At 66.2% G+C, this 25,537-nt stretch carries 16 protein-coding genes; 6 read left to right on the top strand and 10 right to left on the bottom strand.

The window, feature by feature from the left end:
- Nucleotides 1–53: 53 nt before the first annotated feature.
- Both VPH41_RS08775 and VPH41_RS08770 read right to left on the bottom strand, forming a co-directional pair.
- A complete protein-coding gene (locus tag VPH41_RS08775; protein ID WP_328569672.1) occupies nt 54–1,439 on the bottom strand; it encodes a NarK family nitrate/nitrite MFS transporter in 1,386 nt (461 codons plus the stop codon).
- A complete protein-coding gene (locus tag VPH41_RS08770) occupies nt 1,436–2,659 on the bottom strand; it encodes an MFS transporter (protein WP_328570502.1) in 1,224 nt (407 codons plus the stop codon). Before VPH41_RS08770 ends, VPH41_RS08775 begins: the two co-directional genes overlap by 4 nt.
- Nucleotides 2,660–2,969: 310 nt before the next feature.
- Between VPH41_RS08770 and VPH41_RS08765 the strand changes: the two genes are divergently transcribed.
- Both VPH41_RS08765 and VPH41_RS08760 read left to right on the top strand, forming a co-directional pair.
- Nucleotides 2,970–3,416: a GNAT family N-acetyltransferase gene (locus tag VPH41_RS08765; protein WP_328569671.1), complete on the top strand. Its 447-nt coding sequence runs from the start codon at nt 2,970–2,972 to the stop codon at nt 3,414–3,416.
- Nucleotides 3,417–3,507: 91 nt separating this feature from the next.
- Nucleotides 3,508–3,885 carry a SirB2 family protein gene (locus VPH41_RS08760; protein ID WP_328569670.1) on the top strand — a complete coding sequence of 126 codons (378 nt, stop codon included), beginning with the start codon at nt 3,508–3,510 and terminating at the stop codon, nt 3,883–3,885.
- A 4-nt stretch (nt 3,886–3,889) separates the two neighbouring features.
- On the opposite strand, the gene VPH41_RS08755 is transcribed toward VPH41_RS08760, so the two are convergent.
- From VPH41_RS08755 to VPH41_RS08745, 3 genes are all read right to left on the bottom strand, one after another.
- Nucleotides 3,890–6,352: a TonB-dependent siderophore receptor gene (locus VPH41_RS08755; protein ID WP_328569669.1), complete on the bottom strand. Its 2,463-nt coding sequence runs from the start codon at nt 6,350–6,352 to the stop codon at nt 3,890–3,892.
- A gap of 85 nt (nt 6,353–6,437) precedes the next feature.
- The gene (locus VPH41_RS08750) at nt 6,438–7,448 is read right to left on the bottom strand and encodes a FecR domain-containing protein (RefSeq protein ID WP_328569668.1); all 1,011 of its coding nucleotides are present in this window, start codon (nt 7,446–7,448) and stop codon (nt 6,438–6,440) included.
- Nucleotides 7,421–7,933, bottom strand: coding sequence for a sigma-70 family RNA polymerase sigma factor (locus VPH41_RS08745; protein WP_328569667.1), 513 nt, complete (start codon nt 7,931–7,933; stop codon nt 7,421–7,423). Before VPH41_RS08745 ends, VPH41_RS08750 begins: the two co-directional genes overlap by 28 nt.
- A 257-nt stretch (nt 7,934–8,190) precedes the next feature.
- On the opposite strand from VPH41_RS08745, the gene VPH41_RS08740 reads away from it, so the two are divergent.
- From VPH41_RS08740 to VPH41_RS08730, 3 genes are read left to right on the top strand one after another with little or no spacing between them, the layout of a single operon-like run.
- Nucleotides 8,191–9,450: an MFS transporter gene (locus tag VPH41_RS08740; RefSeq protein WP_328569666.1), complete on the top strand. Its 1,260-nt coding sequence runs from the start codon at nt 8,191–8,193 to the stop codon at nt 9,448–9,450.
- Complete coding sequence (locus tag VPH41_RS08735) at nt 9,443–11,215, top strand: ABC transporter ATP-binding protein (protein ID WP_328569665.1); 1,773 nt, start codon at nt 9,443–9,445, stop codon at nt 11,213–11,215. Before VPH41_RS08740 ends, VPH41_RS08735 begins: the two co-directional genes overlap by 8 nt.
- Nucleotides 11,202–12,926 (top strand): ABC transporter ATP-binding protein, encoded by a 1,725-nt coding sequence (locus VPH41_RS08730; protein WP_328569664.1) that lies wholly within the window; start codon nt 11,202–11,204, stop codon nt 12,924–12,926. Before VPH41_RS08735 ends, VPH41_RS08730 begins: the two co-directional genes overlap by 14 nt.
- Here the strand turns inward: VPH41_RS08730 and VPH41_RS08725 are convergent.
- Nucleotides 12,918–13,820, bottom strand: coding sequence for a helix-turn-helix transcriptional regulator (locus VPH41_RS08725; RefSeq protein WP_328569663.1), 903 nt, complete (start codon nt 13,818–13,820; stop codon nt 12,918–12,920). The two genes, VPH41_RS08730 and VPH41_RS08725, sit on opposite strands and share 9 nt — an antisense overlap.
- 193 nt (nt 13,821–14,013) lie before the next feature.
- On the opposite strand from VPH41_RS08725, the gene VPH41_RS08720 reads away from it, so the two are divergent.
- Nucleotides 14,014–16,083, top strand: coding sequence for a TonB-dependent receptor (locus VPH41_RS08720; protein WP_328569662.1), 2,070 nt, complete (start codon nt 14,014–14,016; stop codon nt 16,081–16,083).
- A gap of 24 nt (nt 16,084–16,107) precedes the next feature.
- Here the strand turns inward: VPH41_RS08720 and VPH41_RS08715 are convergent, their stop codons facing one another.
- The 4 genes from VPH41_RS08715 to VPH41_RS08700 form a co-directional block, all read right to left on the bottom strand.
- Nucleotides 16,108–17,427 (bottom strand): DUF3472 domain-containing protein, encoded by a 1,320-nt coding sequence (locus tag VPH41_RS08715; RefSeq protein WP_328569661.1) that lies wholly within the window; start codon nt 17,425–17,427, stop codon nt 16,108–16,110.
- Between the two features lie 134 nt (nt 17,428–17,561).
- On the bottom strand, nt 17,562–18,953 hold the full coding sequence (locus VPH41_RS08710) for a Gfo/Idh/MocA family protein (protein WP_328569660.1): 1,392 nt from the start codon (nt 18,951–18,953) through the stop codon (nt 17,562–17,564).
- A 65-nt stretch (nt 18,954–19,018) separates the two neighbouring features.
- Nucleotides 19,019–22,060, bottom strand: a complete 3,042-nt coding sequence (locus tag VPH41_RS08705) for a TonB-dependent receptor (RefSeq protein ID WP_152284080.1) — start codon at nt 22,058–22,060, stop codon at nt 19,019–19,021.
- A gap of 508 nt (nt 22,061–22,568) precedes the next feature.
- On the bottom strand, nt 22,569–25,514 hold the full coding sequence (locus VPH41_RS08700) for a TonB-dependent receptor plug domain-containing protein (protein ID WP_328569659.1): 2,946 nt from the start codon (nt 25,512–25,514) through the stop codon (nt 22,569–22,571).
- Nucleotides 25,515–25,537 lie beyond the last annotated feature (23 nt).

Raw genomic sequence — 25,537 nt, 5'->3', positions numbered from 1 at the left:
CCTCTCGTACTCATACAGCGCCCAGCAAGCATGGCTTGCCAGGCATTCCAGCTTCAGCAAGGCATGGGCGCGTTTTTACGGGCATAGCACCACCACGTGATGGCGATGCAGCTGACATAGAAGCCGATGAAGCACCACAGGGCCGCGTCGGGGCTGCCCGTCAGCGCAATCGAGGTGCCGTAGCTTTTCGGGATGAAGAAGGCGCCGTACGCCGCCACGGCCGAAGTGAAGCCCAGCACGGCCGCGCCTTCCTTGTTGGCGTCGACGATGGCTTGCTCCTGCGCCGCCTTGTCCTTGCCGGCCGCCGCGCGCTGGTGCTCCGTCAGGAAGATCACGGGGATCATGCGGAAGGTCGACGCATTGCCGATGCCCGTGCCCGCAAACAGCAGCATGAACATCCAGAAGAAGCCGTTGAAATTGCCACCGGTACCACCTTGCGGCATGAAGTACAGCACGCCCAGCACGGCGCCTATCATCAAGAGGAACGACCACAGGGTAACCCTGGCGCCACCCAGCTTGTCCGAGATCACGCCGCCGGCCACCCGCGCCAAGGCACCGACGAGGGGTCCCAAAAACGCGTAGTCGAGCGGATTGACGTCGGGGAACTGGATCTTGATCAGCAGCGGGAATGCGGCCGAATAACCGATGAAGGAGCCGAAGGTGCCCGTGTACAGCCAGCACATGAGCCAATTGTGCTTGCGCTTAAAGATCACGGCCTGTTCGGAAAACGAGGCCTTGGCCGACGCCAGGTCATTCATGCCGAACCAGGCCAGCAAGGTGGAGAGCGCAATGAACGGCACCCAGATGAAACCCGCGTTCTGCAGCCACATGTCCTTGCTCACGCCATTCTTGACCCAGGTGAGCGACTCGCCACCCCAGGCGCCGAAGACGGCAAAAGTGATCACCAGCGGCACGACGAACTGCACCACCGATACGCCCAGGTTGCCCAGGCCCGCGTTCATGCCCAGCGCGAAGCCCTTGCTGGCCTTTGGGTAGAAAAAGCTGATGTTGGCCATCGACGAGGCGAAATTGCCGCCGCCAAAGCCGCACAGCAGGGCCAGGATCAGCATGGTCGGATAGCCCGTGTTCACATCCTGCACGGCCAGGCCGATACCGATGGCGGGAATCAGCAGCGAGCCCGTGGAAATGGCCGTCCAGCGCCGGCCGCCGAAGATCGGCACCATGAACGAATAAAAGATGCGCAGGGTGGCGCCGGACAGGCCCGGCAAGGCCGTCAGCCAGAACAGCTGGTTGTTACTGTAGGTAAAACCGATGTTGGGCAGGTTGACCACCACCACGCTCCACACCATCCACACGGCAAACGCCAGCAGCAGCGCTGGGATCGAGATCCACAGATTGCGCGCGGCCGTGGCCTTGCCTGTCGTTTGCCAGAAACTGGGAGTCTCGGGTTCCCACGTATTGATCATGTAGCGGCTCATGCTTGTGCTCCTGCAGGTTGATTGGCGGGCGCCGCGCGCAGCGGCTTGAACGAAAAATGCATCCAGACGAGGGAAACGCAGACGGTGCCGTACAAGAGCATGAAGGCGCTCGAGCGGACGCCCGTGAAGTCCACCAGGGCGCCGAACATCACGGGCAGGATGAAGCCGCCCAAGCCGCCGGCCAGGCCCACCACGCCCGACACGGCGCCGATGTTGTGCGAAAAATCATCGCCGATGAACTTGAAGACGGACGCCTTGCCCACGGCCATGGCGATGCCGACGATGAACAGCAGCACGGTGAACCACAGCGGCGACAGGCCGATATGGAAGGCCAGCGGTCCCGTGACGGTTTCCACCACCATCTGCGTCTGCGGATACGACAGCAGGAAGAAGCACACCCAGCACACCCACATCACGGCCCATGTCACCCTGGCGGCGCCGTACTTGTCGGAGATCCAGCCGCCCACGGCGCGCAGCACGCCGCCCGGCAGCGAGAAGCAGGCGGCCAGCAGCGCCGCGTGTTTCAGGTCGAAGCCGTATTCGGCCACGTAGTACTTCGTCATCCACAGCGCCAGCGCCACATAGCCGCCGAACACCACCGAGTAGTACTGGCAGTAGCGCCACACGCGCGGGTCCTTCAGCACCTTCATCTGCTCGGTAAAGCTTTCGCCCGATGGCGCCAGGTGCGATTTGTCCGTGTACGAAAACAGCCAGAAGAGGATGGCCGTGGCCAGCATGGCCACCGCATACACCTTGGGCAGCATCTGCCAGCCGAAGGCGGCGACGATGCCGGGCGCGACGAACTTCGTCAGCGCGGAACCGGAATTCCCCGCACCGAAGATGCCCATGGCCAGGCCGCGGCGCTCCTTCTCGTACCAGCGCGCCACGTACGGCGTGCCGACGGAAAACGAGCCGCCCGCCAGACCTACGAACATGCCCAGCAAGAGGAAGTGCCAGTAGGCGGTGGCGTAGGCGATCAGGTAGATCGGCACCACGCTGGCCAGCATCAGCAGGAAGAATACGCGGCGTCCGCCGTATTTGTCCGTCCAGATGCCCAATGGCACGCGCACGAGGGAGCCCGTCAGCACGGGCATGGCGGCCAGCAGGCCGAATTGCGTTTCAGTCAAGCCCAGGCTGGTCTTGATGGGGATGCCCAGTACGGCAAACATCATCCATACCGCGAAGCAGATCGTGAAGGCGAAGGTACTGCTGACCAGCACGGACGCCTGCTTGCGCCGCCTGCCCGGTTCGACCGGCGTGTTACTGCTGTTACTGTTCTTGTTAGTGCCATCTAGGGTAGCCACGATGTTTCTCCATGAATGCACTGGCCGTCTGGCCAGCCGTCCCGACCAGCTTACGTGCCGGCCGCAAAAGGCACTATCGGCCACAGGGTGATTTTGGGAAGGCAATCTGGATAGCCGCATCGGCAAAAGTGACTAGATGGCGCAGGCCGGACCTAGCCTGGATGGCAGGTGTTTTACAAACGGACGCATTTTTGGCACACTCGGCACGGGCACAACAGGGAGCGGCATGGACAAGGAAACAGAAGCAGACGACATCATCACCCGCGTGGCCAGGCCAGGCGACGTGGCGGCCATGCTGGCCTGCGACGCCTATGCGCAATCGCACGCCAGCCGCGGCGACGCCGTGCGCGACGCCGTCGGCAAGAGGCAGTGCCTGGTCGCCCTGCACGCCGGCCAGGTCGCCGGCTATGTCCTCACGCACGACGACTTCTTCGGCTACGGTTTTGTCCCGCTGGTGGTGGTGGCGCCCGCGCAGCAGCGGCGCGGCGTGGGCATGCGCCTGCTGGCGGCTGCCGCAAACGCCTGCCCGACGGCGAAACTGTTCACTTCGACGAACCAGTCCAACGTGGCCGCGCAGCGGCTGTTCGCCAGCGCGGGCTTCGTGCGCAGCGGCCGGATCGACCATCTCGATGAGGGCGATCCGGAGCTGGTGTACGTGAAATGGTGCCGCTGATTGATCGCGCCTCATCCCGACGACGTATGGCGCGGCGCGGCAAAGGCGGCTATGCTGGCGCCACCGTCAATCAACGCCCACGACATCACGCATGGATTATCTGAGCCTCAAGCATTTCCACATGGGTTGCGCCGCCGCCAGCGGCTTTCTTTTCCTGTTGCGCGGCGCCTGGATGCTGCGCGCCTCGCCCGCATTGCAGCAGCGCTGGGTAAAAATCCTGCCGCACCTGGTCGATACGGCCTTGCTGGCCAGCGCCATCACGCTGGCCGTGTGGAGCGGCCAGGCGCCGGGCAGCCAGCCATGGCTGGCCGCCAAGCTGGGCGCGCTCGTGGCCTACATCGTGCTGGGCACCATCGCCCTGAAACGGGGCAAGACGCCGGCCGTGCGCGGCACCGCGTTCGCGCTGGCCGTGCTGGTCTTCGCCTACATCGTGGCCGTGGCCGTCACCAAGCAGGCCTGGCCGCTCTGATGCATCAGAAGACGTAGCGCAGCGTGACGCTGGCATTGCGCGGCGCGCCCCAGTAAGCCTGGTTATACATGCCGACCTGGCTGTAGTAGCGCTTGTCGAACAGGTTGTTGACGTTTGCCTGCAGCGACAGCTGGCGCGACAGCGCATATCTGGCCATCAGGCTGGCCACGGCGTAGCCGCCCTGCGCCACGCGCTCCGTGCCCTTCGGCCCGGTGGCGTCGCGGTAGGCACCGCTTTGCCAGTTCACCCCGCCGCCCACCGACAAGGCGCGCCAGTCGCCGGGCAGCTGGTACGTGGAAAACACGCGCGCCAGGGTTTGCGGCACATAGCTGTTCAGGCGCGCGCCCTGCTTGTCTTCGGCCGCCGCATGCGACACGCTGGCCGACACATTCCAGCCCTTGGCCAGTTCACCCGACAGATCGAGCTCCACGCCCTTGCTGGTGGTGCCCGCCGCCGCGTAATACGCCTGCGTCAGTGAATTGCCGACAAAATGGCCCGTATCTTCCTGCGCCAGGCCGTCTTGCGCGATGCGGAACACGGCCAGCGCCGCATTGAGCCTGCCGCCGAAATACTCGCCCTTCACGCCCGCTTCCACGTTCTTGCCCTGCACGGGATCGAGGTAGCGGCCGAAGCGGTCCTGGTTACCCTGCGGCTTGAAGATCTTGCTGTAGCTGGTGTACAGCGCATGCTGCGCGTCGATATCCCACACCAGGCCCGCGTACGGCGTGACGGCGTGCTTGGCATACGCATAGCTGCCGCCCCAGTCGTCGACGTGGTCCGCCTTGTAGCGGCTGTAGCGCGCGCCGACGATCAGTTTCAAGGGGTCGGCCAGCGAAAAGCGCGCCGTGCCGTAGATGCCGCGCTGCTGCACCGTGTCGAGCAGCTGCCAGCGCGAGAAATTCGCGTCGTTCCAGTCCGGCTCCGGCGTCACGCCCTGCCATTGATGGAAATTGCCATAGTCGACGCTGCCGCCCGAGATGCCCGGATTGCTGGCGAACTGGTTGCTGCCGGAGACGCCAAACGCCAGGTCGTGCGTGCGGCCCAGCAGCTGCACGGGACCCTGCACATAGGCGTCCACGCTGTCCTGGCGCCGCGTGCCCGAGTAAAACCCGGTGTAGCCCGTCACGCCCTGGCCCGTGGCCTTGTCCGGCCAGGTATTGGCGAAAAGCTCGGCCGCCGAATAATTGCCCCAGCCGTGATTCAGCATGGCCGTCAGGTTCCAGCCCTTGCCCAGGTCCTGCTCCAGGCGCACAAAGGCCGTCTGGCTGGTGCTGAACCAGCGGCTCCAGGTGGTTGCCGTGGTGGCGGAACGGGGCAAGGTGGCCCGTTCGCCATCCGCGTACCACAGCGGCAAGCCGCCATACATGCCGCCGCGCGGACGGTTGTCCTGGTATTCATAGCCGGCGATCAGCACGCTGCCGGGCGCCAGGTCCGCTTCCACGGTGGCGTAGGCCATGGCCTTCTTGCCGTGATACAGGCGCACATACGATTCGCTGTCCTGGTAGCTGGCCACGACACGCCCGCGCACCTTGCCGTCGGCGGTGAGCGGCGTGGAGACGTCCGCGCTGGCGCGCGCATTGTTCCAGGAACCCAGGCTCAGGGCCGCCGCGCCGGCCAGCTGCCTCGACGACGCGCGCTTGCGCACCAGGTTGATGGTGGCCGAAGGTTCGCCCGCGCCCGTCAGCAAGCCCGTGGCGCCGCGCACGATTTCGACCCTGTCGTAGGCCGTCATGTCCAGGGTGCTGTCGCCCACGTTGTAGGCATTATCGACCGTGGTGGGTATGCCGTCGTACTGGTAGCTGGCGATGGAAAAACCGCGTGCGAAGAACGAGGTGCGATCGCTGTCGTAGCGGTTGATGGCAATGCCGGCCGCGTTTTGCAGCACCTCTTCCACCGTCTGCAGGTTCTGGTCATCCATCTGCTGGCGCGTGACCACGCTGACGGCTTGCGGCGTCTCGCGCACGGACAGGCCCAGGCGCGTGGCCGAGCGCATGGTCTGCGTCGTGTACGAGCCGCTGCCTTCCGTCGCGCCGTTCGCATCAAAGCTGGCGGTGACCTTCATCTCGGGCATGGTCTGGCCGCCATCGGCCGGCGCCGCGTCGAGCACATAGCCGCCATTTGCCTGCGGCACGGCGCGCAGGCCCGAGCCGGCGACGATGGCGCCCAGCGCTTCGGGCACGCTGTAGCGGCCCGCCAGGCCGGCGCTGCGCTTGCCAGCCACGCTGGCCGCCTGATAGGAAATCATGGTGCCCGTCTGCTGGCCGAAGCGCACCAGCACCAGTTCCAGGGTGCCGGCCGGTATCGCCAGCTCGATGCGCGCCGCACTGGCTGCCTGGGCAACGGGGGCGGCAGCCGAGGCGCCGCCGGCGGCGAGCAGCCACAGGGCCTGGCTGACGGCCAGCGCCGCCATACTGCGGCGGCATGCGGTGGAAGCGGAAGAAGCGTAAATGGGTGTTGTACTAGGCATGCGGACTGTTTTCCTGAAAGTGAATGAAGGGTTCACTTGCTATGTCACGCGAAAATCGCAAACCCCTCACTTTTTCGGAAAATATTCATGGATACTGCCGATGCGGCACCACGGTCACCCAGAAACGCGTGGTCTGGCGCACGTCGATGGGCAAGGTACGCGCCAGCATGTCGAGCACTTGCGCGGTATCGGCCAGCGGGTAGATGCCGGACACGCGCAGGTCCGCGATGGCCGGATCGCAGGCCAGGCGCCCATGGCGGTAGCGGGCCAGTTCGCCGATAAAGTCGGCCAGCGGCATGTCGTGCGCCACCAGCATGCCGGCCGTCCAGGCATCCGCGCCGGCAGGCAAGGCCCCCGTGGAGCCGATACGCTCCGCCGTGAACGCCGCTTGCTGGCCGGCCTGCAGCCTGCGCGCCGCATCGGCTGGCTGTTGCGGCCGGAGGGGCGCGATATCGACAGCGCCCGCAAACACGCCCAGGCGCGTGGCCTCGCTGCCGGCGCGCACGGCAAAGCGCGTGCCCACCGGTTGCAAACGGCCCTGGGACGTCTGTACAAAGAAGGGCCGGCCGGCAGGATCGCGCGCCGTGGCCACCATGATCTCGCCTTTCAATAAGGTCACCAGGCGCTGGTCCCCCGTGTAGCGCACGTCGATGGAGGTGGCCGTATTCAAGGCGATGCGCGTGCCGTCCTGCAGCTCAATATGGCGCAGCTCACCGGTGCCCGTGCGGTAATCGGCCAGCCAGAAGCGCGCCTGTTCATCGCCGCCGGCCAGCCAGGCGCCGCCGCCCACGGCCAGCAGCGCCAGGAGCTTGAGGGACTGGCGCCGCGCGGCGCTGGCCTGCGCATGCACGGGTTTGCGCGCCAGCGTGCCGTGCGCCAGCGGCGCGGGCAGAGCACGCATGCGCGCCATGCAGCCTTCCACATGCAGCCACGCCTGCTCGTTTTCCGGGTCGCTGTCGCGCCAGGCGCGCCAGGCCTGCTCCACTTCCGGCGCGCAATCGCCCGCCTGCAGGCGCACCAGCCATTCCACGGCCTGCAGGCTGGCCGCTTCCGGCGTCAGGGCGTCCGTCACGGCTTCGGATGGGAAAAGAAACACTGGTGCATGGCCTTGACCAGGTAGCGCTGCACGGTGGCCAGCGAGACGTTCAGCTCCAGCGCGATGGCGGCCTGCGGCATGCCGTCGAGCTGCGACAGCAGGAACGCGCGGCGCACGGCCGGCGCCAGGCCGTCGAGGCGGCGGTCGATGTCGAACAGGGCTTCGAGCAGGATCGCCTGCGCCTCGGGATCGGGCGCGCACTGCGCGGGCAGGCTGGCCAGGGTTTCCAGGTAGGCCGCTTCCAGGTCGCGGCGGCGGTACAGATTGCCCAGCACGCCCTTGGCCACGGTGGTGAGGAAGGCGCGCGGCTCGCGCGCGGCGATGGCCTCGTCGCGGTTCAGCAGGCGCATGAAAGTGTCGTGCGCCACGTCAGCCGCGTCGAACGCGTTACCCAGCTTGTGCCGCAGCCAGCCTTGCAGCCAGCGGTGATGATCGTGATACAGGCTGCCCACCTCCTGGTGAACGCCGGGTTGGGCTGCCGACACGTCGCATGCTCCCTGGGTCGCAAATAATAATGATTCGCATTCTAACTGGCCGGGCACGTCCGGCGCAACCGCCGTCTTCGGCGTGGCAAGGCAGCAACGGTGCTCTTGCCACGCATGTGCTGCAGCCGCCCCGTACCGCGGCCACCAGCCGATAGTCCCGATCCGGGCGGTAAACCGCATTCGCCATCCCGAAGCGGGTAGCGGCGCCCGCCCGGTGCCGCTACGCTGGCCTTCCCGCACAATCAAGGAAGGCCGCCATGGCGCCGCAGCAGTCGCACACTTTCCCTCCCGTTTCCACGCCTGTCGCCGCGCGCGCCAGCCTGCTGTGGATGACGGCCCTGCTCTACCTGGTGCAGGGCATACCGATCGGCCTGGCCTTCCAGGCCTATCCCGTGCTGCTGCGCCAGGGCGGCGCGCCGCTGGAGCTGATCGCGCTGGTGCCGCTGGCCAGCCTGCCCTGGGCCTTCAAGTTTTTTTGGTCGCCGCTGGTGGAAAACCGCTGGTCGGCGGCCATGGGCAGGCGCCGCAGCTGGATCGTGCCCATGCAGCTGCTGCTGGCCCTGTGCCTGGCGGCGATGGCCTTCCAGCGCTTCGATGCGGCGCATGCGCCGGCCTTGCTGTGGCTGATCGCGGCCGCCTCGCTGGCCAGTGCCACGCAGGACATCGCCACCGATGGCCTGGCAGCCGACGTGCTGCATGGCAGCGGCATCGCGCACATCAATGTATTGCAGGTGGGCGGTTTCATGCTCGGCATGCTGGTGGGCGGCCCGGCCTTGCTGCTGGGCGCCGAGCTGCTGGGACAGACGGCCAGCATGCTGGCCCTGGCTGCCATCGTCGTGCTGTGCGGCATGCCCGTGTGGCGCTGGCGCGAAGGCGCGGCGGCGGCCGTCACCCGGCAGCGGGCCAGCTTGCGGGGCTTTTTCCGCCGGCCGCTGGCGCTGCGCCTGATGGTGGCCAGCATGCTGGCCACCCTGACCGGCTCGGTGCTGTTCGGCCTGGCCAAGCTGGTGCTGATCGACGCCGGCTGGAGCGCCGCCAGCGTGGCCGGCCTGTCCGGCGCGGGCAATTCCGTGATGGTGCTGGCCGGCTGCGCGCTGGCCGCCCTGCTGCTCAAATGGATGACGCGCTGGCACGCGCTGCTGGGCGGCCTGGCCATCCTGGCCTGCGCCAGCGTCCTGTGGCTGCGCATCAGCAGCGCCCCCGCCGGTGCGGGCACGCCCCTCGTGTGGCTGGCCACCATCCTGATCGGCCTGGGCATCGGCGTGACCAGCGTCTGCCTGTACACCCTGCTGATGCGCTACGCGCAGCTGGGCCGGCAGGCGGCCACCGATTTTTCCATTTTCCAGAGCACGCAAACGCTGGGCGAAATCGTCATCGCGTCCGCCGCCACGGCGCTGGCCGCCCGCGCCGGCTATGGCGCCGGCATGCTGGTGGGCGTGGCCAGCGCGCTGCTGGCCATCGCCGTGCTGCTGTGGGTACGCCGCGGCGCGGCCCACCTGGACGACGCACATGACTGAAGCATCGCCATCGCAGCTGCTGCGCCGTCTGCTGCGCGGCCAGTACGGGAGACTGGCGCTGGCCATCGTCCTGGCCGTGGCGGCAGCCAGCGCCGAACTGTGGCCCTACTGGCTGCTGGGCACGGCGGCGGGCGTGGCTGTCGCGTCTCCCGCCGCCGGCGCCGACCTGTTCCGGCTGGCCGGCTGGCTGGTACTGGCCCTGCTGTTCAAGTATCTGCTGTACAGCGCCGCGTATTACTGCAGCCACGTCAGCGCCTTCCAGGTGCTGCTCGATACGCGGCGCGGGCTGGTGCGCCAGCTGGCGGGCGCGCCCTTGCGCTGGCTGAACCAGGCGGGCAGCGGCGAACTGAAACGGCTGGTGCTGCAGGACGTGGACCGGCTGGAGCAGTTCATCGCCCACCACACGGTGGAACTGGCGGCGGCCCTGGCCAGTCCCGTGCTGGTGGCCGGCCTGCTGCTGGCCATCGACTGGCGCCTGGCGCTGGCCGCGCTGGCCACCGTGCCCTTTGCGCTGCTGCTGCAAGCGATGATGATGCGCGGTTTCGGCGTACACATGGCGCAGTACGGGACGGCCCTCGACGAACTGCACGGCACCACCATCGAATATGTGCGCAGCATGCCCGTGATGAAAGCGTACCGCCAGGACGCCACCTCATTCCAGCGCATGCGCGACAGCCTGCACGCCTATCAAACGCTGATGAGCCGCATCACGCGCCAGACGGTGCCCGCGTGGTCCGTCTTCATGGTGCTGCTGAGCGCGAACATCGCCACCCTGCTGCCGGCGGGCCTGTGGCTGTACCAGGCGGCGCATGTCACCCTGCCGCAACTGGTGCTGGCCCTCGTGCTCGGTTCCGGCATGTTGAAACCGCTGTTCAAGGTCATCAAGCTGTCGACGGAGCTTCGCGAGGTGCAGGCCAGCCTGCAGCGCATGGCCAGCTTGCCGGCACCGGCGCCCGCGGCGCAGCAGGCGCCAGCCAGCCTGCCGGACCTGCCGGACCTACCCGAAGTGCGCTTCGAGCACGTCTTCTTCGCGTATGCCAACGCGCCCGTGCTGCACGACGTGAGCCTGCACCTGCCGGCCGGCAGCCTGACGGCGCTGGTGGGGCCATCGGGCGCCGGCAAGAGCACCGTGGCCGCCCTGCTGGCGGGCCTGCTGCAAGCCGATGCGGGCCGCATCCGCATTGGCGGCGTGGCGCTGGACGCGCTCGACGAGGGCGCCCGCACGGCGCTGATCGCCCTGGCCACGCAGGATGCCTTCCTGTTTCGCGGCAGCCTGCTCGACAACCTGCGCCTGGGCCGGCCCGGTGCCAGCGACGCGCAGGTCCGCCAGGCGCTGCGCGTGGCGCAGGCAGACGGCTGCATCGACGCCCTGCCGGCCGGCTGGCACACGCACGTCGAGGAACGGGGCGTACGCCTGTCCGGCGGCGAGCGCCAGCGCATCGCCATCGCGCGCGCCCTGCTGGCCGACACGCCCGTTTTGCTGCTCGATGAAGCGACGGCCTTTGCCGACAGCCGCACGGAACGGCGCTTTTACCAGGCCTTGCGCGCGGCCTATCCGCACAAGACGGTGCTGGTGATCGCACATCGGCTGAGCTCCATCGCCGGCGCCGCGCAAATTCTCGTCATGGACCAGGGCCGCCTGGTCGCGCACGGCGCGCATGCCGACCTGCTGCTGCGCTGCCCCCTGTACCACGACTTGTGGCAACGCCAGTTCGACAGCGAACAGTGGCATATCACGGAAAAGAAAACCCATGCAGACCATTGAACTGATGCGCCGCGTGATGCGGCGCAGCCACCGCGCGACGGCACGCATGCTGGCAGGCCTGGCCCTGCGCGTGGCCGAACGGGCCTGCGCGATCGCGCCCTTCTTCCTCGCCTGGTGGTGGCTGGACGACCTGCTGCGCACAGGCCAATTGCGCTCGCTGCCCCTGCTTTGCCTGCTGCTGGCCTGCCTGCTGACCGGGCAGATGCTGTTTTCCTGGCTGGGCCAGCTGTACTGCTTCCTGGGCAGCTATGAGGTGATGGGCGGCTACCGCGAACATGCGATTGCCCACCTGGGACGCTTGCCGCTGGGCGCAGTGCAGGGCAAGCGCAGCGGCCAGTTGGCGTCGCTGCTGACGGACGACGTCAAGCGCGTGGAAGATATTTTCACGCACCTGAGCGGGGAACTGGTGGCCGCCTGCGCCGTGCCGCTGCTGTATTTCGCCATCCTGCTGGCGGTGGACTGGCGCCTCGCCTGCATCCTGGTATCCACCTTGCCGCTGGCCCTGTGGCTGCTCGGCCTGGGCCGGCGCCGCTTTGCCGCCGCCGGGCGCCACAAGCAGGAACTGCTGCAGGAAACGGCCGGCATGCTGGTGGAATTTGCGGCCGGCCTGCGCACCCTGCGCCTGTATGGCCGCGCGGCGCACTGGGTGGAAAAGCTCGACCGCCGCTTTGCCGCCTTGCGCAGCGCCAGCTTCGGCGTGGAAGCCTGGGGCGCGGGGCCCATCCAGGCCTACCGCCTGGTCCTGGAACTGGGCCTGGTGCTGCTCCTGCTGCTGGCGGGCGCGCTGGCGCGCCACGGCGAGCTGGCCGGGCCGGCATGGCTGCTGTTCGCGCTGGTGGCCTATAAACTGCTCGATCCGCTGCATGATATCGCCGCCCACCTGCAGGAACTGCGTTTCATGGCCCTGAGCGAAGCGCGCATCGAAGCCATGCTGGCCGAACCGGCACTGCCGCAAGGCGACGCCGCCGCGCAGCCGCACGGCCATGCGCTGCGCTTCGACCAGGTGGGCTTGCAGTATGCGGGCAGCGAGACCTGGGCCCTGCGCAATATCAGTTTCGACGCGGCGCCGGGCAGCGTCACGGCCATCGTCGGGCCATCGGGCGCCGGCAAGAGCAGCCTGCTGCATCTGCTGGCCCGCTTCGACGACCCGCAGCACGGCGCCATCCTGCTGGGCGGCGTGGACTTGCGCGCGCTGGGCAGCGAGCGCCTGTACGCCCAGCTGAGCTTTGTCTTCCAGGAGGTGCAGCTGTTCGACGGCACGGTACTGGACAATGTGCGCATCGGCCGCCCCGGCGCCAGCGACGAGGAAGTGATGGCCGCCTGCGGCGCAGCCTACTGCGACGCGTTCGTGCGCAAGCTGCCGCACGGCTACGCCAGCCGCATCGGCGAAAACGGCCAGCGCCTGTCCGGCGGCGAGCGCCAGCGCCTGTCGATCGCGCGCGCCCTGCTGAAGGATGCCCCGCTGCTGCTGCTCGACGAAGCGACGGCCAGCGTCGACCCGCAGGCGCAACGTGAAATCGAACGGGCGCTGGGCCGCCTGGCGCAAGGCCGCACCGTGATCATGATCGCCCACCGCCTGCGCACCGTGCGGCACGCGCAGCAGATCCTCGTGCTCGACGGCGGCCGCATCGTGGAACGCGGCACGCACGCCACGCTGCTGGAAGAACAGGGACTGTATGCCGCCCTGTGGCGGGCGCAGGACCTAGACTAGCCTGGCGCGCCGCGCCTCGCTGGGCAGCACGCCATGCTGCTTGCGGAAGGCGGCGCTGAAATGGCTCATGTTGCTGTAGCCGAGCATGACGGCCGTGTCGCTGACGCCGTGCCGGTCCAGCAGCGCCTTCGCGCGGCCCATGCGTTCGCGCTGGAACAGCGCGTAGATACTGAGGCCAAACATGGCCTTGAAGCCGCGCTTCAGTTTCAGCTGGTTCAAGCCCACTTCGCGCGACAGCTGCTCGATGGTGGGCGGCGCGCTCAGGTCGGCCAGCAGGCGCTCGTGCGCGGCCAGCAGCAGCTTTTGCTCGCGGCGCGGCGGCTGGCCCGCGCTGTCTTCCTCCCCCTGCAGCGATTGCAAATGCCACGCGAGGAATTCCAGGGTGGCCGCGTGCACCAGCAGGCCTGGCGGCTGCTCGCACGTCAGCAACTGCTCCAGCCGCAAGGCCGCATCGCGGGCGCGCGCATGGCCCGCCTGCTGATGCAGGAAGCAGGCGCTTTGCAGGCGCGGGACGATGCGTTCATAGTCGTCGCCCGCCAGCGCGCACAGGAGCTGGGGACGGATGCGCAGCTCGATGTTGGCATAGCCGGCCGGGTAGAAATTGAGCAGGAAGCGCTCGCCGGGCGCGCAGCTGGCGACCAGGCTGTTGGCCTGCAGGCTGCGCGTCTCGCCACCGCCCTGCACCACTTCCGTCGTGCCGCGCAGCTGGCAGCTGAAATGCAGGTGGTCGCTGTCATTGAGCGCCGCCATCTGGAACGCCTGCTGCGGCTGGAGCGAGACGAGCGAGACGGCCAGTCCCGGCTGCACGTCGACCGTGCGCACCAGGGTGCCCGGCGGCGTGAAGGCGCCGGCCGGCGGCGCATCAAAGAATTCGGACGATTTCAGCTCGTACATCACACTCCCGGTCGGCTAGCCATGCGATCTTGCATCAGCCCATTTTAATGATAATGATTCCTATTTACAATAAGAATCATGCAGCCCAGCAAAACAGTCCCGCCTGGGATGGTGGCGGACCGGATCGGGGCGGCGCGCGCGCCGGCGCCTCGCTACGATGGCTGCATCATCCACACACGCCAAGAAAGCCGCCATGTCCGCAACCCTGCCCCGCAAACTGACCCTGTGCCTGCTGCTGTCCTTCCCCGCCTTCGCCGTGGCGCAAACGGCCGATTCCCCTGCGCCAGCCGATGCCGGCCTGCCGTCCGTGCTGGTCAGCGCCAGCAAGGCGGGCCGCACCGTGATGGAAACGCCCGCCAGCGTCAGCGTCATCAAGGGCGACGCCATCGAACAGGCGCACCTGGAAACCCTGGGCGATGTGGCGCAGCAGCTGCCCAACGTCTACCTGACCAATTTCACGCGCAGCACGCCGTCGCTGACCATCCGCGGCCTGGGCTTTTCCGACGATGAATCGGACAGCACCAGCACCAGCGTGCTGCTCGACGGCGTGCCCATGTACAGCCTGGTACTGGGCCAGCTGTTCGACCTGCAGCAGCTGGAAGTGCTGCGCGGACCGCAAAGCACCCTGTATGGCCAGAGCAGCATGGGCGGCGTGGTGGCGCTGCGCTCGCGCGACCCGGGCCAGGTGCTGGGCGGTAGCGCGCAAGTGGACTACGGCACGGGCAAGCGCCGCCGCGCCAGCCTGGCCATGGACGTGCCCCTCGGCGAGAAAACGGCCGTGCGCATCGTCGCCGGCGGCGAAAAGGCCGACGGTTTCATCGACAATACGCGCCTGCAGCGCAGCGATACGGGCGGCTGGGACAGCGCATTCGCCCGCATCAAGCTGCTGCACCGCGACGACATGGGCGGCACGTGGCGATTCGGCCTGCACCATGCCAATCTGCGCGGCGGCAACGACTACTTCGCCGACGCGTCACTGGCGCGCGAACACCGGTCGACGGCCAGCGATGCAGGCGTGAACAACGTCAAGTACACCCTGCTGTCGGGCGAATACGAGCGCGCGCTGGCGCATGGCGCGCGGCTGGCCGTGACCATGGGCGCCAACCGGACCGAGTGGAATTACTGGCTGCCCCGCTCGACCTTCCAGGCCCGCAGCGGCTACGACATGAAGAATGAACAGGTCAGCCTGGAAGCGCGCCTGTCCGGCGCGGCTGGCACATACGACTGGCTGGCAGGCGCCTATGGCTCGCACATCACGCGCGATTCGCCGTACCTGTTCGACTCCAGCCCCTATTACTTGAGCGCCACCACGGCCGGCGTGAAAGGCGGCACCGTGGCCGCCTTCGGCGAACTGGGCTGGCGGGTGGCGCCCGCCTGGCGCGTCGCCGGTGCGCTGCGCCTGGAACACGATATGCGCAAGCTGGACTGGAGCAGCCGCCAGGCGGGCCTGTTCGACAGCAATGGCGACGGCATGCCCGATGCGCCGTTCGACGCCACCACCGTCCGCAACGGCAACAAGGTCAGCGACACGGTAGCCCTGCCGCGCCTGACCGTGGAATACCGGCCCGACGCAGCGCAATTCGGCTGGCTGACCGTGGCGCGCGGCTACAAGGCTTCCGGCTTCAACCTGTATGCGACGGCGCCCGACGCTGCCAGCACGGCGTACCGTCCCGAATATGGCACGCATGGCGAAATCGGCTACCGCCTGCGCGGCGCGCAGCGGGCCTGGGACCTGGCCGCCACCGTGTTCTACACGCGGCTGCGCGACCAGCAAGTGACGGTGACGGATACGAATGGCCAGAGCCGCATCGACAATGCCGGCCGCTCGCACAGCCAGGGCCTGGAATTGACGGGCACCGTGCGCCCCCTGCCCACGCTGGAACTGACGGCGTTCGCCGGCATCGTGCACGCCGAATACGATGACTACGTCAAGGGCGGCGTCGATTTCGCCGGCAAGCAGTTCGCCAATACGCCGCGCCACAGCGTGGGCATGGGCTTGCGCTGGCAACCCACGCCGCAATGGGATGCGGGCCTGGACGCCACGCGCCAGGGCGCATCGAATCTGTACCCGGCCAGCAGCACCGTCAACCCCGCCTACACCCTGGTCAACGCCCACCTGAGCTACCGCGTGCAACGCTGGACCTTCGGCCTGTATGGCAAGAACCTGGGCGACGCGCAGTACTACACGCGGGCGCTGGACAACAACATCGTCGTGGCCAGCCAGCCCCGCACCTGGGGCGTGCGCGCGGGGCTGGACTTTTAAGCGCGCTCCGGCGCCGCAAGCGGCTTACTGCATCGGCAAGGCCGCCACGTCGACGGCTGGCGCCTGCCCCGTCGCGGGCCGCGTGAAGTTCTGGCTGGTTTTCACGTAGTCGGCAAAAAAGCCGCCGTTACGCAGGTAGAACTTGCCGTTTTCCAGGCCGCCCGCGTAATCCATGCGCTGCCCATTGGTGGCCGTGGCGTCGCCCGTGAACCTGCCCGCCGTCACTTCCGACCACGTGCCCGAGACATTGCGCGCCCACTGGTTGCCGAACTGGACGCGGCGTTCCGTGTAGCCCAGGGTATCGATGAAGTTCTCGAGGAAGGAATGCACGCCCGTCAGATACGTGGAAATCGCCGGGCGCTTCCACGTGGCGATGTAGCGCCACTTGCCCGTCTCGGGCGCGTAGAACCAGGCGGAATAATCGCTGCCGCCGTTGCCGTCGGGCCGCGCGCGCGTGATGAAGCGGTAGGTGGTGCCGGCCGCCCAGTTGTACGACAGATAGGTCTGGCCGCCCGTGCCTTCGCCGCCGAAGGCATTGTCGACGACGCCCGCGCCCTTGCTGACCAGGGTGGTCTTGGCGCCATTGTCGGCATCCCATACGGAGAACAGGACCCAGCGCTCGCTCGGCGACTTGACCTGGATGCCCATGTAGCCCTGGCCGAAACCGTTGGCCATGAAGTAGGAACCGATGGCGTCCTGGCCCACGGGGATCGTCATCTCGTTATAGAAATACTCGGTATTGGCCGGCACCGTGTAGCCCATGTGCACGGACGGCCCGCGCCGCGACCAGTAGTAGTTGGCCGGGTCACTGGCGTAACTGAGCGCGGCGTTCGACGTCACCTTCAGCGCCGAGACGTCGCCAAAATAGCCGCCCGCCTTGCTCACGCCGCGCAAGTCCACCTTCACATAGCCTGGTGCGGCCACGTTGACGGTGCCCACCGCATACGTCTTGCTGGCCGTGCCCGCCAGCGCCACGTCGAAGGGCTGGCCGTCGACCGTCACGCGCACCACGCTGCTGGTGCTGCCGGCCAGCCTGGCATCGAGCGCCACCGTCACGGGACCGGCTGCGCCGACGCGGAAGTACGCGCTCGTGACCGTGTTCGGGCTGGTCCAGTTGGCCAGGCCATTGTCATTGATGACTTCCTGCGCGCTGGCGTCGGCGCTGGTGATGAAGGCATTGCCTGCCAGGGCCACGGTGGTGGGTGCACCCGCCACGGGCGCCAGGCCCGTTTCGGCCTGGATCACGCTGGCGCCGGCACTGCTGCCGCCACCGCTGCCGCAAGCGGCCAGCAGCAGCGGTGCGCTGGAAAGGACTGCGTAGAGTACTGCACTTCTGTGTTTCATCGACGTCTCCTGGTGGTACAGCTTGCGGCAGGCAACAGGCGCGAAGCGTCCTGCGGCGTGCGCCGCGGTTGAAAAACGGATAGGGACAGAAAAAACCCGCTACGGCGGCAGGCGCGGTAGCGGGTTCCGAAGGCTTAGTACTTGCCGTCGAGGGCGAAGATCGGCTTGCGCGATTTCCACTGGCCGCCCGTGAAGTCCGGGAAGTCCAGGGTCTGGAAGTTGGCGGCGATCGACTGCTCGGACAAAGGCGTGATGGCGCTCCACGTCACGGCATCGTAGATATCGATCGGCATGGGCGCATTGGCTTTCAGCGCTTCGACAAAGGCGTGGATGACGAAGAAGTCCATGCCGCCGTGGCCCGCGCCTTCGGCCTTGGCCGCATATTTGCGCCACACGGGATGGTCATACTTGTCCTGGTAGGTCTTGAAGTCGTCCCACTGGTGCGGCTTGCTGACGCCTTCGATATGGATCGAGTTGTTCAGGTCCATCCACAGGCCGTCCGTGCCTTGCACGCGGAAGCCCAGCGAGTACGGGCGCGGCAGGCTCGTGTCGTGCTGCAGGATGATGGTTTCGCCGTTTTCGCACGCCAGGGTGGTGGTGACCACGTCGCCCAGCTTGAATTTCACCTTGGCGTTCGCATGCTGCGCGCCGCCCGGCTGCTTGACGATGTAGTCGTGCAAGCCGCGCGCCTTGGTGGCGAAGGCGTTGATGCGCGTGAAACGGTTGCCGCGGTTGATGTTGGTGTACATGGCGCATGGGCCGATGCCGTGGCTGGGATACAGTTCGCCATTGCGTTCGACCGAGTGCTGCGTGCGCCAATGGGCTTCCGACCAGCCTTTTTCGCCGAATTCCACGCCGCCGCCATATGGCTTGGCCGGATTGCCGCTGTTGAATTTCACGGCGCGCAGATCGTGCTGGTAGCCGCCCTGCAGGTGCAGCAGTTCGCCGAACAGGCCCGCGCGCACCATCTGCAGTGCCGCCATCACGTCGCGGCGGTAGCACACGTTTTCCAGCAACATGTAGGGCGTGCCCGTTTTCAGCTGGGTATTGAGCACGTCCCAGTGGTCTTGCAGGGTGATGCCGGCCACCACTTCGCAACCGACGGGTATCTTCGCCTGCATGGCGGCAATCGCCATGGGCGCGTGGAATTCCCACGGCGTGGCGATGATCACGCCATCGAGGCCGCCCGCGTCGAGCATGCGCTTGTAGGCTTTCTGGTCGCGGTCTTCGCCATACGTGCGCGGACGGGGCTTGCCCGCCTTTTCCACCTGGCCCAGCGCGTGTTTCAGCATGATCGGCTCGATATCGCACAGGGCCACCACTTCCACGTCGTCGCGGCGCACCAGTTCAGCCAGCAGCACCTGGCCGCGCATGCCCGTGCCGATCACGCCCAGGCGGACCTTGTCGCGCCCGCCGGCAGTTGCGGCGTTCGCTTCGCCAGGCAGCAAGGCGCTGCCGGCCATGGCGCCACCGGCCAGCGCGGCGCTGGCGGACAGGAAATTGCGTCGATTGAATTGTGTCGTCATTGGTCTCTTCTCGCTCCATTGGTAATCATCGTCACCGGCCCGCCATGCGACAGGCCGGCTGCAGTTTAATAGGTGTATTCCGCCGTAAAGCGCACGGAACGCGGTGCCGTGCGGCCAGCCACCTGCAGGTAGTTGCGGGCGATGGCGCCATGGTCTTCGCGCGTTTCGTTATAGCGGGTCACCGTCTGGCTGTTGAACACGTTGAACACGTCCACTTTCAGGCTCAGGCCTTTGACGGCGCTGGGAGTATAGGCCACATTCATGTCCAGCTGGGCTTGCCATGGCAGGCGGCCCTGGCTGCCGCGCGGCGCCGGCTTGCCATTGCAGTAGAAATAGGAATCGCCGTAATCGTTCTCGAATTTCAGGTTGTCCGGCAGCGCGCCGATGCAGTTGCGCGGCGCACCCGAGGTCAGCGACAGGTTGGCGCCCACCATCACGTCCGGGATGACCTGCATGAAACCGTAGGCCTTGAAGGCATGGCGGTGGTCGCCCGGCAGGTAGCCATACGCGTTGTACATCAGTTCCTTGTGGTCGTCGCTGACCGTCAGGCCCACGTCGCCGCCGCCGATGCTGTCCGTCTGGCCTTCCATATTGCCCTTCAGCGCAGACAGGGTGTAGGTCAGCTTGCCGTACCAGCCGTTCGTGTACGGGTGCTCGACGAACATGTTCAAGGCGCGGTAGGTGCGCGATGGCAGCGGGTTGCCCCACTCGGCCGCCGAGATGTCCACGCGGCGCAAGCCCTTGCCGTCGTCGAAGTCCACCATCAGGCTGTTGTCGCGGCCCGGGTTGATGATGGCGCACTGGAAGCCGCCCCAGTTGCTCGTGTCGACGCTGTTGCGCGTGGCCCAGGCTTGCAGCGGACGGGCGTCGCAGACATCGTCGTTGGTGTCGTTCAGCTTGCGGTACAGGACGCTGGCGCCCACCACCAGCTTCTTGCTCAGCGCACGTTCGAAGCCCAGCGAGAATTCATCCTGCGACAAGGGCTTGAGGCCAATGGCCGTCACTTCGCGCGCATCGCGGCTCTGGCCATACGCGTTGTTGGCCGAATACGGCTTGCTGATGGCGTGCAGGCCCGTTGGCGCGCCCGTGACGGGATCGACGCCCGTGTAGGTGTACATTTCGCTGGTGGCCAGGAAAGGACTGGCCATGTTGCTCGACAAATTCGACGGCACCGGCAGGTGGTAGCGGCCGCCGTTGGCGAAGAATTTCAGGGTGCCGTCGCCCAGGTAATCCCAGGTGGCGCCCACGCGGGGGGCGATCATGTTGCGCTGCGAAATGAAAGCCACGCCGTCGGTGCTGTAGTTGGTGAACTGCTCGCGGCGCAGGCCCAGGTCCAGCAGCACCCGTTCCGTGACCTGGTAATGGTCCTGGATGTACTGCGCCGACTGCACGCTGGTAGGACGGGCCAGGTTGGCGTTCAGGTCCTTGCTGACGTAATAGCCCTGCGCGCCGTAGCCGCCGCCCTGGGCCGGCGTCTCAAACGCGCCGTTGATAGGCCGGTTCGGATCGTCCGCCTTCAGATAGCTCCAGCGGTAGCCGCCCGCCAGGCTCAGGCCCACCTTCGATTCCACGTCGATGCGGTCGATGCCGCCGCGCAGCGAGTGCTTGCCCAGCTTGTATTCGAGGTCCAGGCGCTTGGCCTTCTGGCGGTCTTCCGACGACGGGTCGACCAGGGTGCCCGTCACCGTCTGCGGATTGGCATAGCTCAGGCCCGGCACCTGGGTCGAGGTATTCGACGAAGTCTGCGCCAGCAGCGGATTGTAGCCATTCGGCGTGCGGGTGTGCGACGTGCGCGATTCGCCCATCATGGCCGTCACCGTCAGGTTGTCCGTCAGGTAGCCCGTGTACTTGAAGATGTCGATGTTCGCCCCTGGCGCGGCCGATGAACCGCAGCAGTTGACCGTCGTCTCGCCCTTGCCCGCCTGTACGCCATTGCTCGCATGCGTGGCATAGCTGTAGCCATACGCCTGGCTGTCCGTCTTGGTGCGGTCATACAGCTTGGTGTATTCGAAGTGGTGGTCGTCCGTCAGGTTGTAGTCCAGCTTGGCCATCATGCGATCCACCTTGCTCTGGCTGGTGCTCCAGCCGCGCGCCAGGGCCGTGCCCGAGTCGGCGGTGGCGGCAACGGCCTGGCTGTCCGTGCGCGTCTGCTCCAGCGCCACGAAGGCGAACAGCTTGTTCTTGATCAGCGGACCGCTGCCATACAGGCCCACCACCTTGCTGGTGCTGCCGTTGTCGCGGTTCCAGTACAGCAGATTGCCGTCCGTCTTGGGATTGGCGCCCGTGTTCGGGTAATACGTGTTTTCCGGCTCGCCCTTGAGCGAACGGGGAATGATGGAAACCTTGCCGCCGAATTCGACCTTGTTGCCGCCGCTCTTGGTGGTGATGTTGATCACGCCGCCCGTGGAACGGCCGAATTCCGAACCGTAGCCGCCCGACAGCACCTGCAGGTTCGAGATGGCGCCGAACGGCAGCTCCGACGCGCCCACCTGGGTCAGGATATTCGTGATGGGGAAGCCGTTGACGTAGAACGCGTTTTCCGACTGGCCCGAGCCGCCGATCGATGGCGCATTGCCGTACACGCTGTTGGTGCCGCGCGAGACGCCCGGCGTCAGCTGCACGATGGAAGCGACGTCATTGCCGACCGGCAGCGCCTTCAATTCCTTGGCCGTGAAGATCACGCCATTGTTGGTGTTCGATACGTCGATCGGATTGCGCGACGCTTTCACCACGACGGTCTGCTCCTGGCCCACGGGCCCTGCCGCGCTGGCAGGGCCGAAGTTGGCTTCGGCGCCCGCGCCGATCAGGGCCTCGACTTCCTGCGTCGCTTCGACCGCACCGGCGCGCAGCACGCGCACCGCATAGCGGCCGGGCGGCATGGAGTTGGCCACATAGCGGCCCGAGGTATCCGGCGTCAAGCTGCGCTGCACGCCCGTCGCCAGGTTTTCCAGCACCACGGTGGCGCCGGCAGGTGCGCTCACTTCGCCGAAAATGGTGCTGGTGGCGTTCGACTGCGCCCAGGCCTGGCCTGGCACGCCGGCCGCCAGTGCGATCACGATCGCGGCGGCGCGGCTGATGTCGCGCAATTTGAGTCGGGTGGTATGCATGATGTCTCTCCGTCTATTTCGAGGGTTATCAGCGCCCTTCCCGCTCCAGGGCGAAGCTGAAAGGGGCGCCATTTTTATGGTGTTCGCCGGAAGGCGCGGCCAGGCAGCCGCTCCTTGCGAGAAATCAGTCCATCTCGGCTGATTTTCGTTTTCTTGGGATTACTTTAAAAAGAAAAATAAATATCGTCAACAAAAAGAAAGTTATAACGCAAATTTATCGTGAATTTCATTCAATAAACAGAATTTATCTTTCGATTTACAGGATGGCGCGGTGAATAACTTTCGTTATCGTGGTGTAACAGATACACATAACGACAAGCAGGCGGAGAGAACCGCGCAATACGGGCACTGACCGGCAAGAAAAAACGCGAAAGACGACATGTCCACCATCTTTCGCTTACGTTTATCTTTCGTATTGCACATTTCGGAATGTTGCCATTTTCTTTTCATGGCACAACGCCGTCCCGCCCGGCGCAAGCCGCGCCGGCGGGACGGGGCATGTCGCGGCTTAGAAGAACTTGTAGCTGGCCGAGAGCGCAAACTGGCGGCCGAACAGGTCCTGGCTATGGTTGTAGCCTTCCCAGCCATTCGGGTCGTAGTACGGCCGCTTGTTGAACGCGTTCTTCACGTTCAGGCCCACGTCCAGGTGCTTGATCGGCTTCCAGCTGAAGGCCAGGTTGACCGTGGTGTACGACGGCGCTCCCTTGCACTGCCCCGCAGGCAGGGACACGGAAGCGGCCGTGCAGTTTTCCGGCGTGTTGTCCTTGTCCCAGGGGCCATACGCCCAGCGCGTCTTGCCCGAGTAGTTGATGAAGACGCTGCTGACGAAGTTGCGGTAGCTCCAGTCGGCATTGACGGTGGCGCGGTAGCGCGGCGAATCGTAGTAGCCGACGGTATTGCCCTTGATGTCGCTGCCGTCTTCGCCGTCATGGGTGTCGCGCTTGCGGATGGTGGCCGCGATGCCGGTGCTCAGCTTGCCCCAGTCGCCCAGCGAAAAGCGCGTGCGCGCGTCGATGTCCACGCCGTCCATCAGGGTGCGGCCCCGGTTCGAATACGAGTTGATCAAGCCGCCCAGGTTGCCCACCGAGTAGCCGGGCACGCCGCCCGCGCACACGCCCGCATTGGCCGGATTGGCGCACATGGCCGCCACCGCCGCCATATTGCCCCGGTCCGTGTCCGTCAGGTCGTTGCGGATGGCGCTGGCGGTGCCGGCCAGGGTCGGGCCGTATTTAGCCACCAGTTCCGTAAACAGTTCGTTGAAGTCCTGGCGCACGATTTCGTCGCGGCGGTTGATGAACCAATAATCGACGGAGATGCTCACGTCCTTGGCCGGCTGCAGGACCAGGCCCACGGTGGAAATCTTGGCCTTTTCCGGACGCAGGTTCTGGTTCGGCGGCGTCAGGCCGCCCACCGTCGTCGAGCAGTTCGAATTGAGCAGGCTCTTGCCCAGGTCCGCATCCGTCGCCACCCTGGACTTCATCAGGGCGCGCGCCATGGCATTCGTTTCATCGCAGCGCACCGTGTCGCGGATGCCGCCCACCTGCGCAAAGACACCGCCCGTGCCCGATTCGGCCAGGTTGGGCGCGCGGAAGCCTTCGGAGTACGTCCCGCGCAGCATCAGGTCGGGCCGCGCGCGCCAGATCACGCCCAGCTTGGGCGCCAGGTTGGCGGCGAAATGCGGATACTTGTCCAGGCGCGCAGCCGCATTGACTTCCAGTGTGTCGGAAAGCGGCACCACCACTTCGCCAAACACGGCGCCGATGGTACGGCGGCCATCGAACCACGACCCGCCCTGCTGCGTGATCAAGCCATTGGCCGCATCCGCATTGCCGGGCGTGAGGAAGCTTTCGCGCATGATGCTGGTGCCCACGGCGGCGCGCACTTCGCGCTCGCCCAGCTTGAACAGGGTGCCTTCCAGCTTCGCGTCCCAGGTCATCAGCTTGGTCCACGATTCGATGGCGAAGGTGGGATAGGCGGCGCGCAGCAGCGCCGCATTGGCTTCGCTGATTTCGCCGAACTTGTAGGCAGGATTGTCCGAAATGAACGTGCGGCCGCTGACGGGGTCCTTCGTGAACGGGCCGAACGCCTGTTCGAAGCCCTTGATGTTGATGTTCGCTGTCTGGAACAGGGTGGAATGGCTGCCCGCCACGCTGAGCGCCGTTTCAAAATCCCAGCCGCCGCCGATGCTGCCGCGCAGGCCCACCAGCGCGCGGTAGTTTTCATCGACGTTCTTCTGGCCGAAGTGGCCCGTCGCATCCTGCAGCAAATAGTTCAGGCCGGCCGCGCCGCCCATCTTCGCCACCATGTCGGCATCGAGCTTGCCTTTCAGGTAGACGTTGTTGGGGTTCAGGAAAGGCGTGGCAAAGGTGTTCAGGGTATTGCCCGTATTGCGCGCGAACCAGTTGTTCGTGCTGCCGCTGTTGAAGCTGGACGGGCCGTTCTCGCCGCGCATCTTGATGTGCGTGAACGCCCCTTCCGCGAACCCTTCCAGGTCGCCGCCCAGTTTCAGCCGGCCGCTCAGGTAGGCCGTGGCGCGCTCCGACGTGGGGCCCGTGTCGAGCTGGTTGGGCAGCGCATTCCACACGCAGCGCGTGCCCGACGCCTCCGTGATGCTGGTGTTGCAGCCGGGCGCGGCGCGCTGGGTGCGCGCATTGTTGTTAGCCTTGTCGAAGACAAAGAAGGTCCCCGGGTTCATCACGCCCGGCTCGCTGCCCACGCCCACACGCATGTTGGGAATGAAATTGGGATTGTTCGCATAAAAATACGAGGGGCGCTTCTGCCAGGTATCGGCCAGCGCGATGCGGTCGCGCTGGTAGACATTCACGGAGCCGTAGACGTTGTAGCCGTCGCTGGCCAGGTCGCCCACGCCATACAGCACGCTGGCCTGGCGCTCGCCGTAGGCTTTCACGCTGGGCGAAAACTCGCCGTTGGCGCGCGCTTCCAGGCCCTGATACGACTTCTTGGTGATCACGTTGATGACGCCGGCCACGGCGTCGGAGCCATACACGGCCGACGCGCCGTCCGTGAGGATTTCCATGCGCTCGATGGCGGCGGCCGGAATGGCGTCGATATTGACGAACATGGTCTGGAAGCCGGCCGGCGCACCATAGAACGACAGGCGGCGGCCATTGAGCAGCACCAGGGTGCCCTGCGCCCCCATGCCGCGCAGGTTCGCCTGCGAGCCGCCATCGGAGCCCGTAAACATCGAGCGGAAATCCTGCTGCGCGGGACGGGCGGCAGGCAGGTTGTCGAGCACCTGCAGCAGGGTGAGCGCGCCCATGTTCTCGATCTGCTTGGCGTTGATCACCTGCACGGGCGACGCCGTTTCCGCATTGATGCGCTTCAGGCTCGATCCCGTCACTTCCACGCGCGCCAGCTTCTCTTCCTCCGCTGCCAGCGCCGTTGACGCCAATCCTACCGCCACCATGGCGGCCATCAGTTTTTTCAAGTGCATTCCCATCTCCCTTTTTATAAGTG

It is taken from the genome of Janthinobacterium sp. P210006, assembly GCF_036231885.1.
GTDB lineage: Bacteria > Pseudomonadota > Gammaproteobacteria > Burkholderiales > Burkholderiaceae_D > Janthinobacterium > Janthinobacterium violaceinigrum.
Note: the sequence above shows the minus strand (reverse complement) of the source record. Positions and strands in the feature narration are given on the sequence as shown.

What these genes read in the sequence shown, in the direction of transcription:
- VPH41_RS08730 (WP_328569664.1), top strand. Translation starts at nt 11,202, where the DNA reads ATGCAGACCATTGAACTGATGCGCCGCGTGATGCGGCGCAGCCACCGC.
- VPH41_RS08765 (WP_328569671.1), top strand. Translation starts at nt 2,970, where the DNA reads ATGGACAAGGAAACAGAAGCAGACGACATCATCACCCGCGTGGCCAGG.
- VPH41_RS08755 (WP_328569669.1), bottom strand. Translation starts at nt 6,352, where the DNA reads ATGCCTAGTACAACACCCATTTACGCTTCTTCCGCTTCCACCGCATGC.
- VPH41_RS08700 (WP_328569659.1), bottom strand. Translation starts at nt 25,514, where the DNA reads ATGCACTTGAAAAAACTGATGGCCGCCATGGTGGCGGTAGGATTGGCG.
- VPH41_RS08705 (WP_152284080.1), bottom strand. Translation starts at nt 22,060, where the DNA reads ATGCATACCACCCGACTCAAATTGCGCGACATCAGCCGCGCCGCCGCG.
- VPH41_RS08760 (WP_328569670.1), top strand. Translation starts at nt 3,508, where the DNA reads ATGGATTATCTGAGCCTCAAGCATTTCCACATGGGTTGCGCCGCCGCC.
- VPH41_RS08735 (WP_328569665.1), top strand. Translation starts at nt 9,443, where the DNA reads ATGACTGAAGCATCGCCATCGCAGCTGCTGCGCCGTCTGCTGCGCGGC.
- VPH41_RS08740 (WP_328569666.1), top strand. Translation starts at nt 8,191, where the DNA reads ATGGCGCCGCAGCAGTCGCACACTTTCCCTCCCGTTTCCACGCCTGTC.
- VPH41_RS08725 (WP_328569663.1), bottom strand. Translation starts at nt 13,820, where the DNA reads ATGTACGAGCTGAAATCGTCCGAATTCTTTGATGCGCCGCCGGCCGGC.
- VPH41_RS08715 (WP_328569661.1), bottom strand. Translation starts at nt 17,427, where the DNA reads ATGAAACACAGAAGTGCAGTACTCTACGCAGTCCTTTCCAGCGCACCG.
- VPH41_RS08720 (WP_328569662.1), top strand. Translation starts at nt 14,014, where the DNA reads ATGTCCGCAACCCTGCCCCGCAAACTGACCCTGTGCCTGCTGCTGTCC.
- VPH41_RS08775 (WP_328569672.1), bottom strand. Translation starts at nt 1,439, where the DNA reads ATGAGCCGCTACATGATCAATACGTGGGAACCCGAGACTCCCAGTTTC.
- VPH41_RS08710 (WP_328569660.1), bottom strand. Translation starts at nt 18,953, where the DNA reads ATGACGACACAATTCAATCGACGCAATTTCCTGTCCGCCAGCGCCGCG.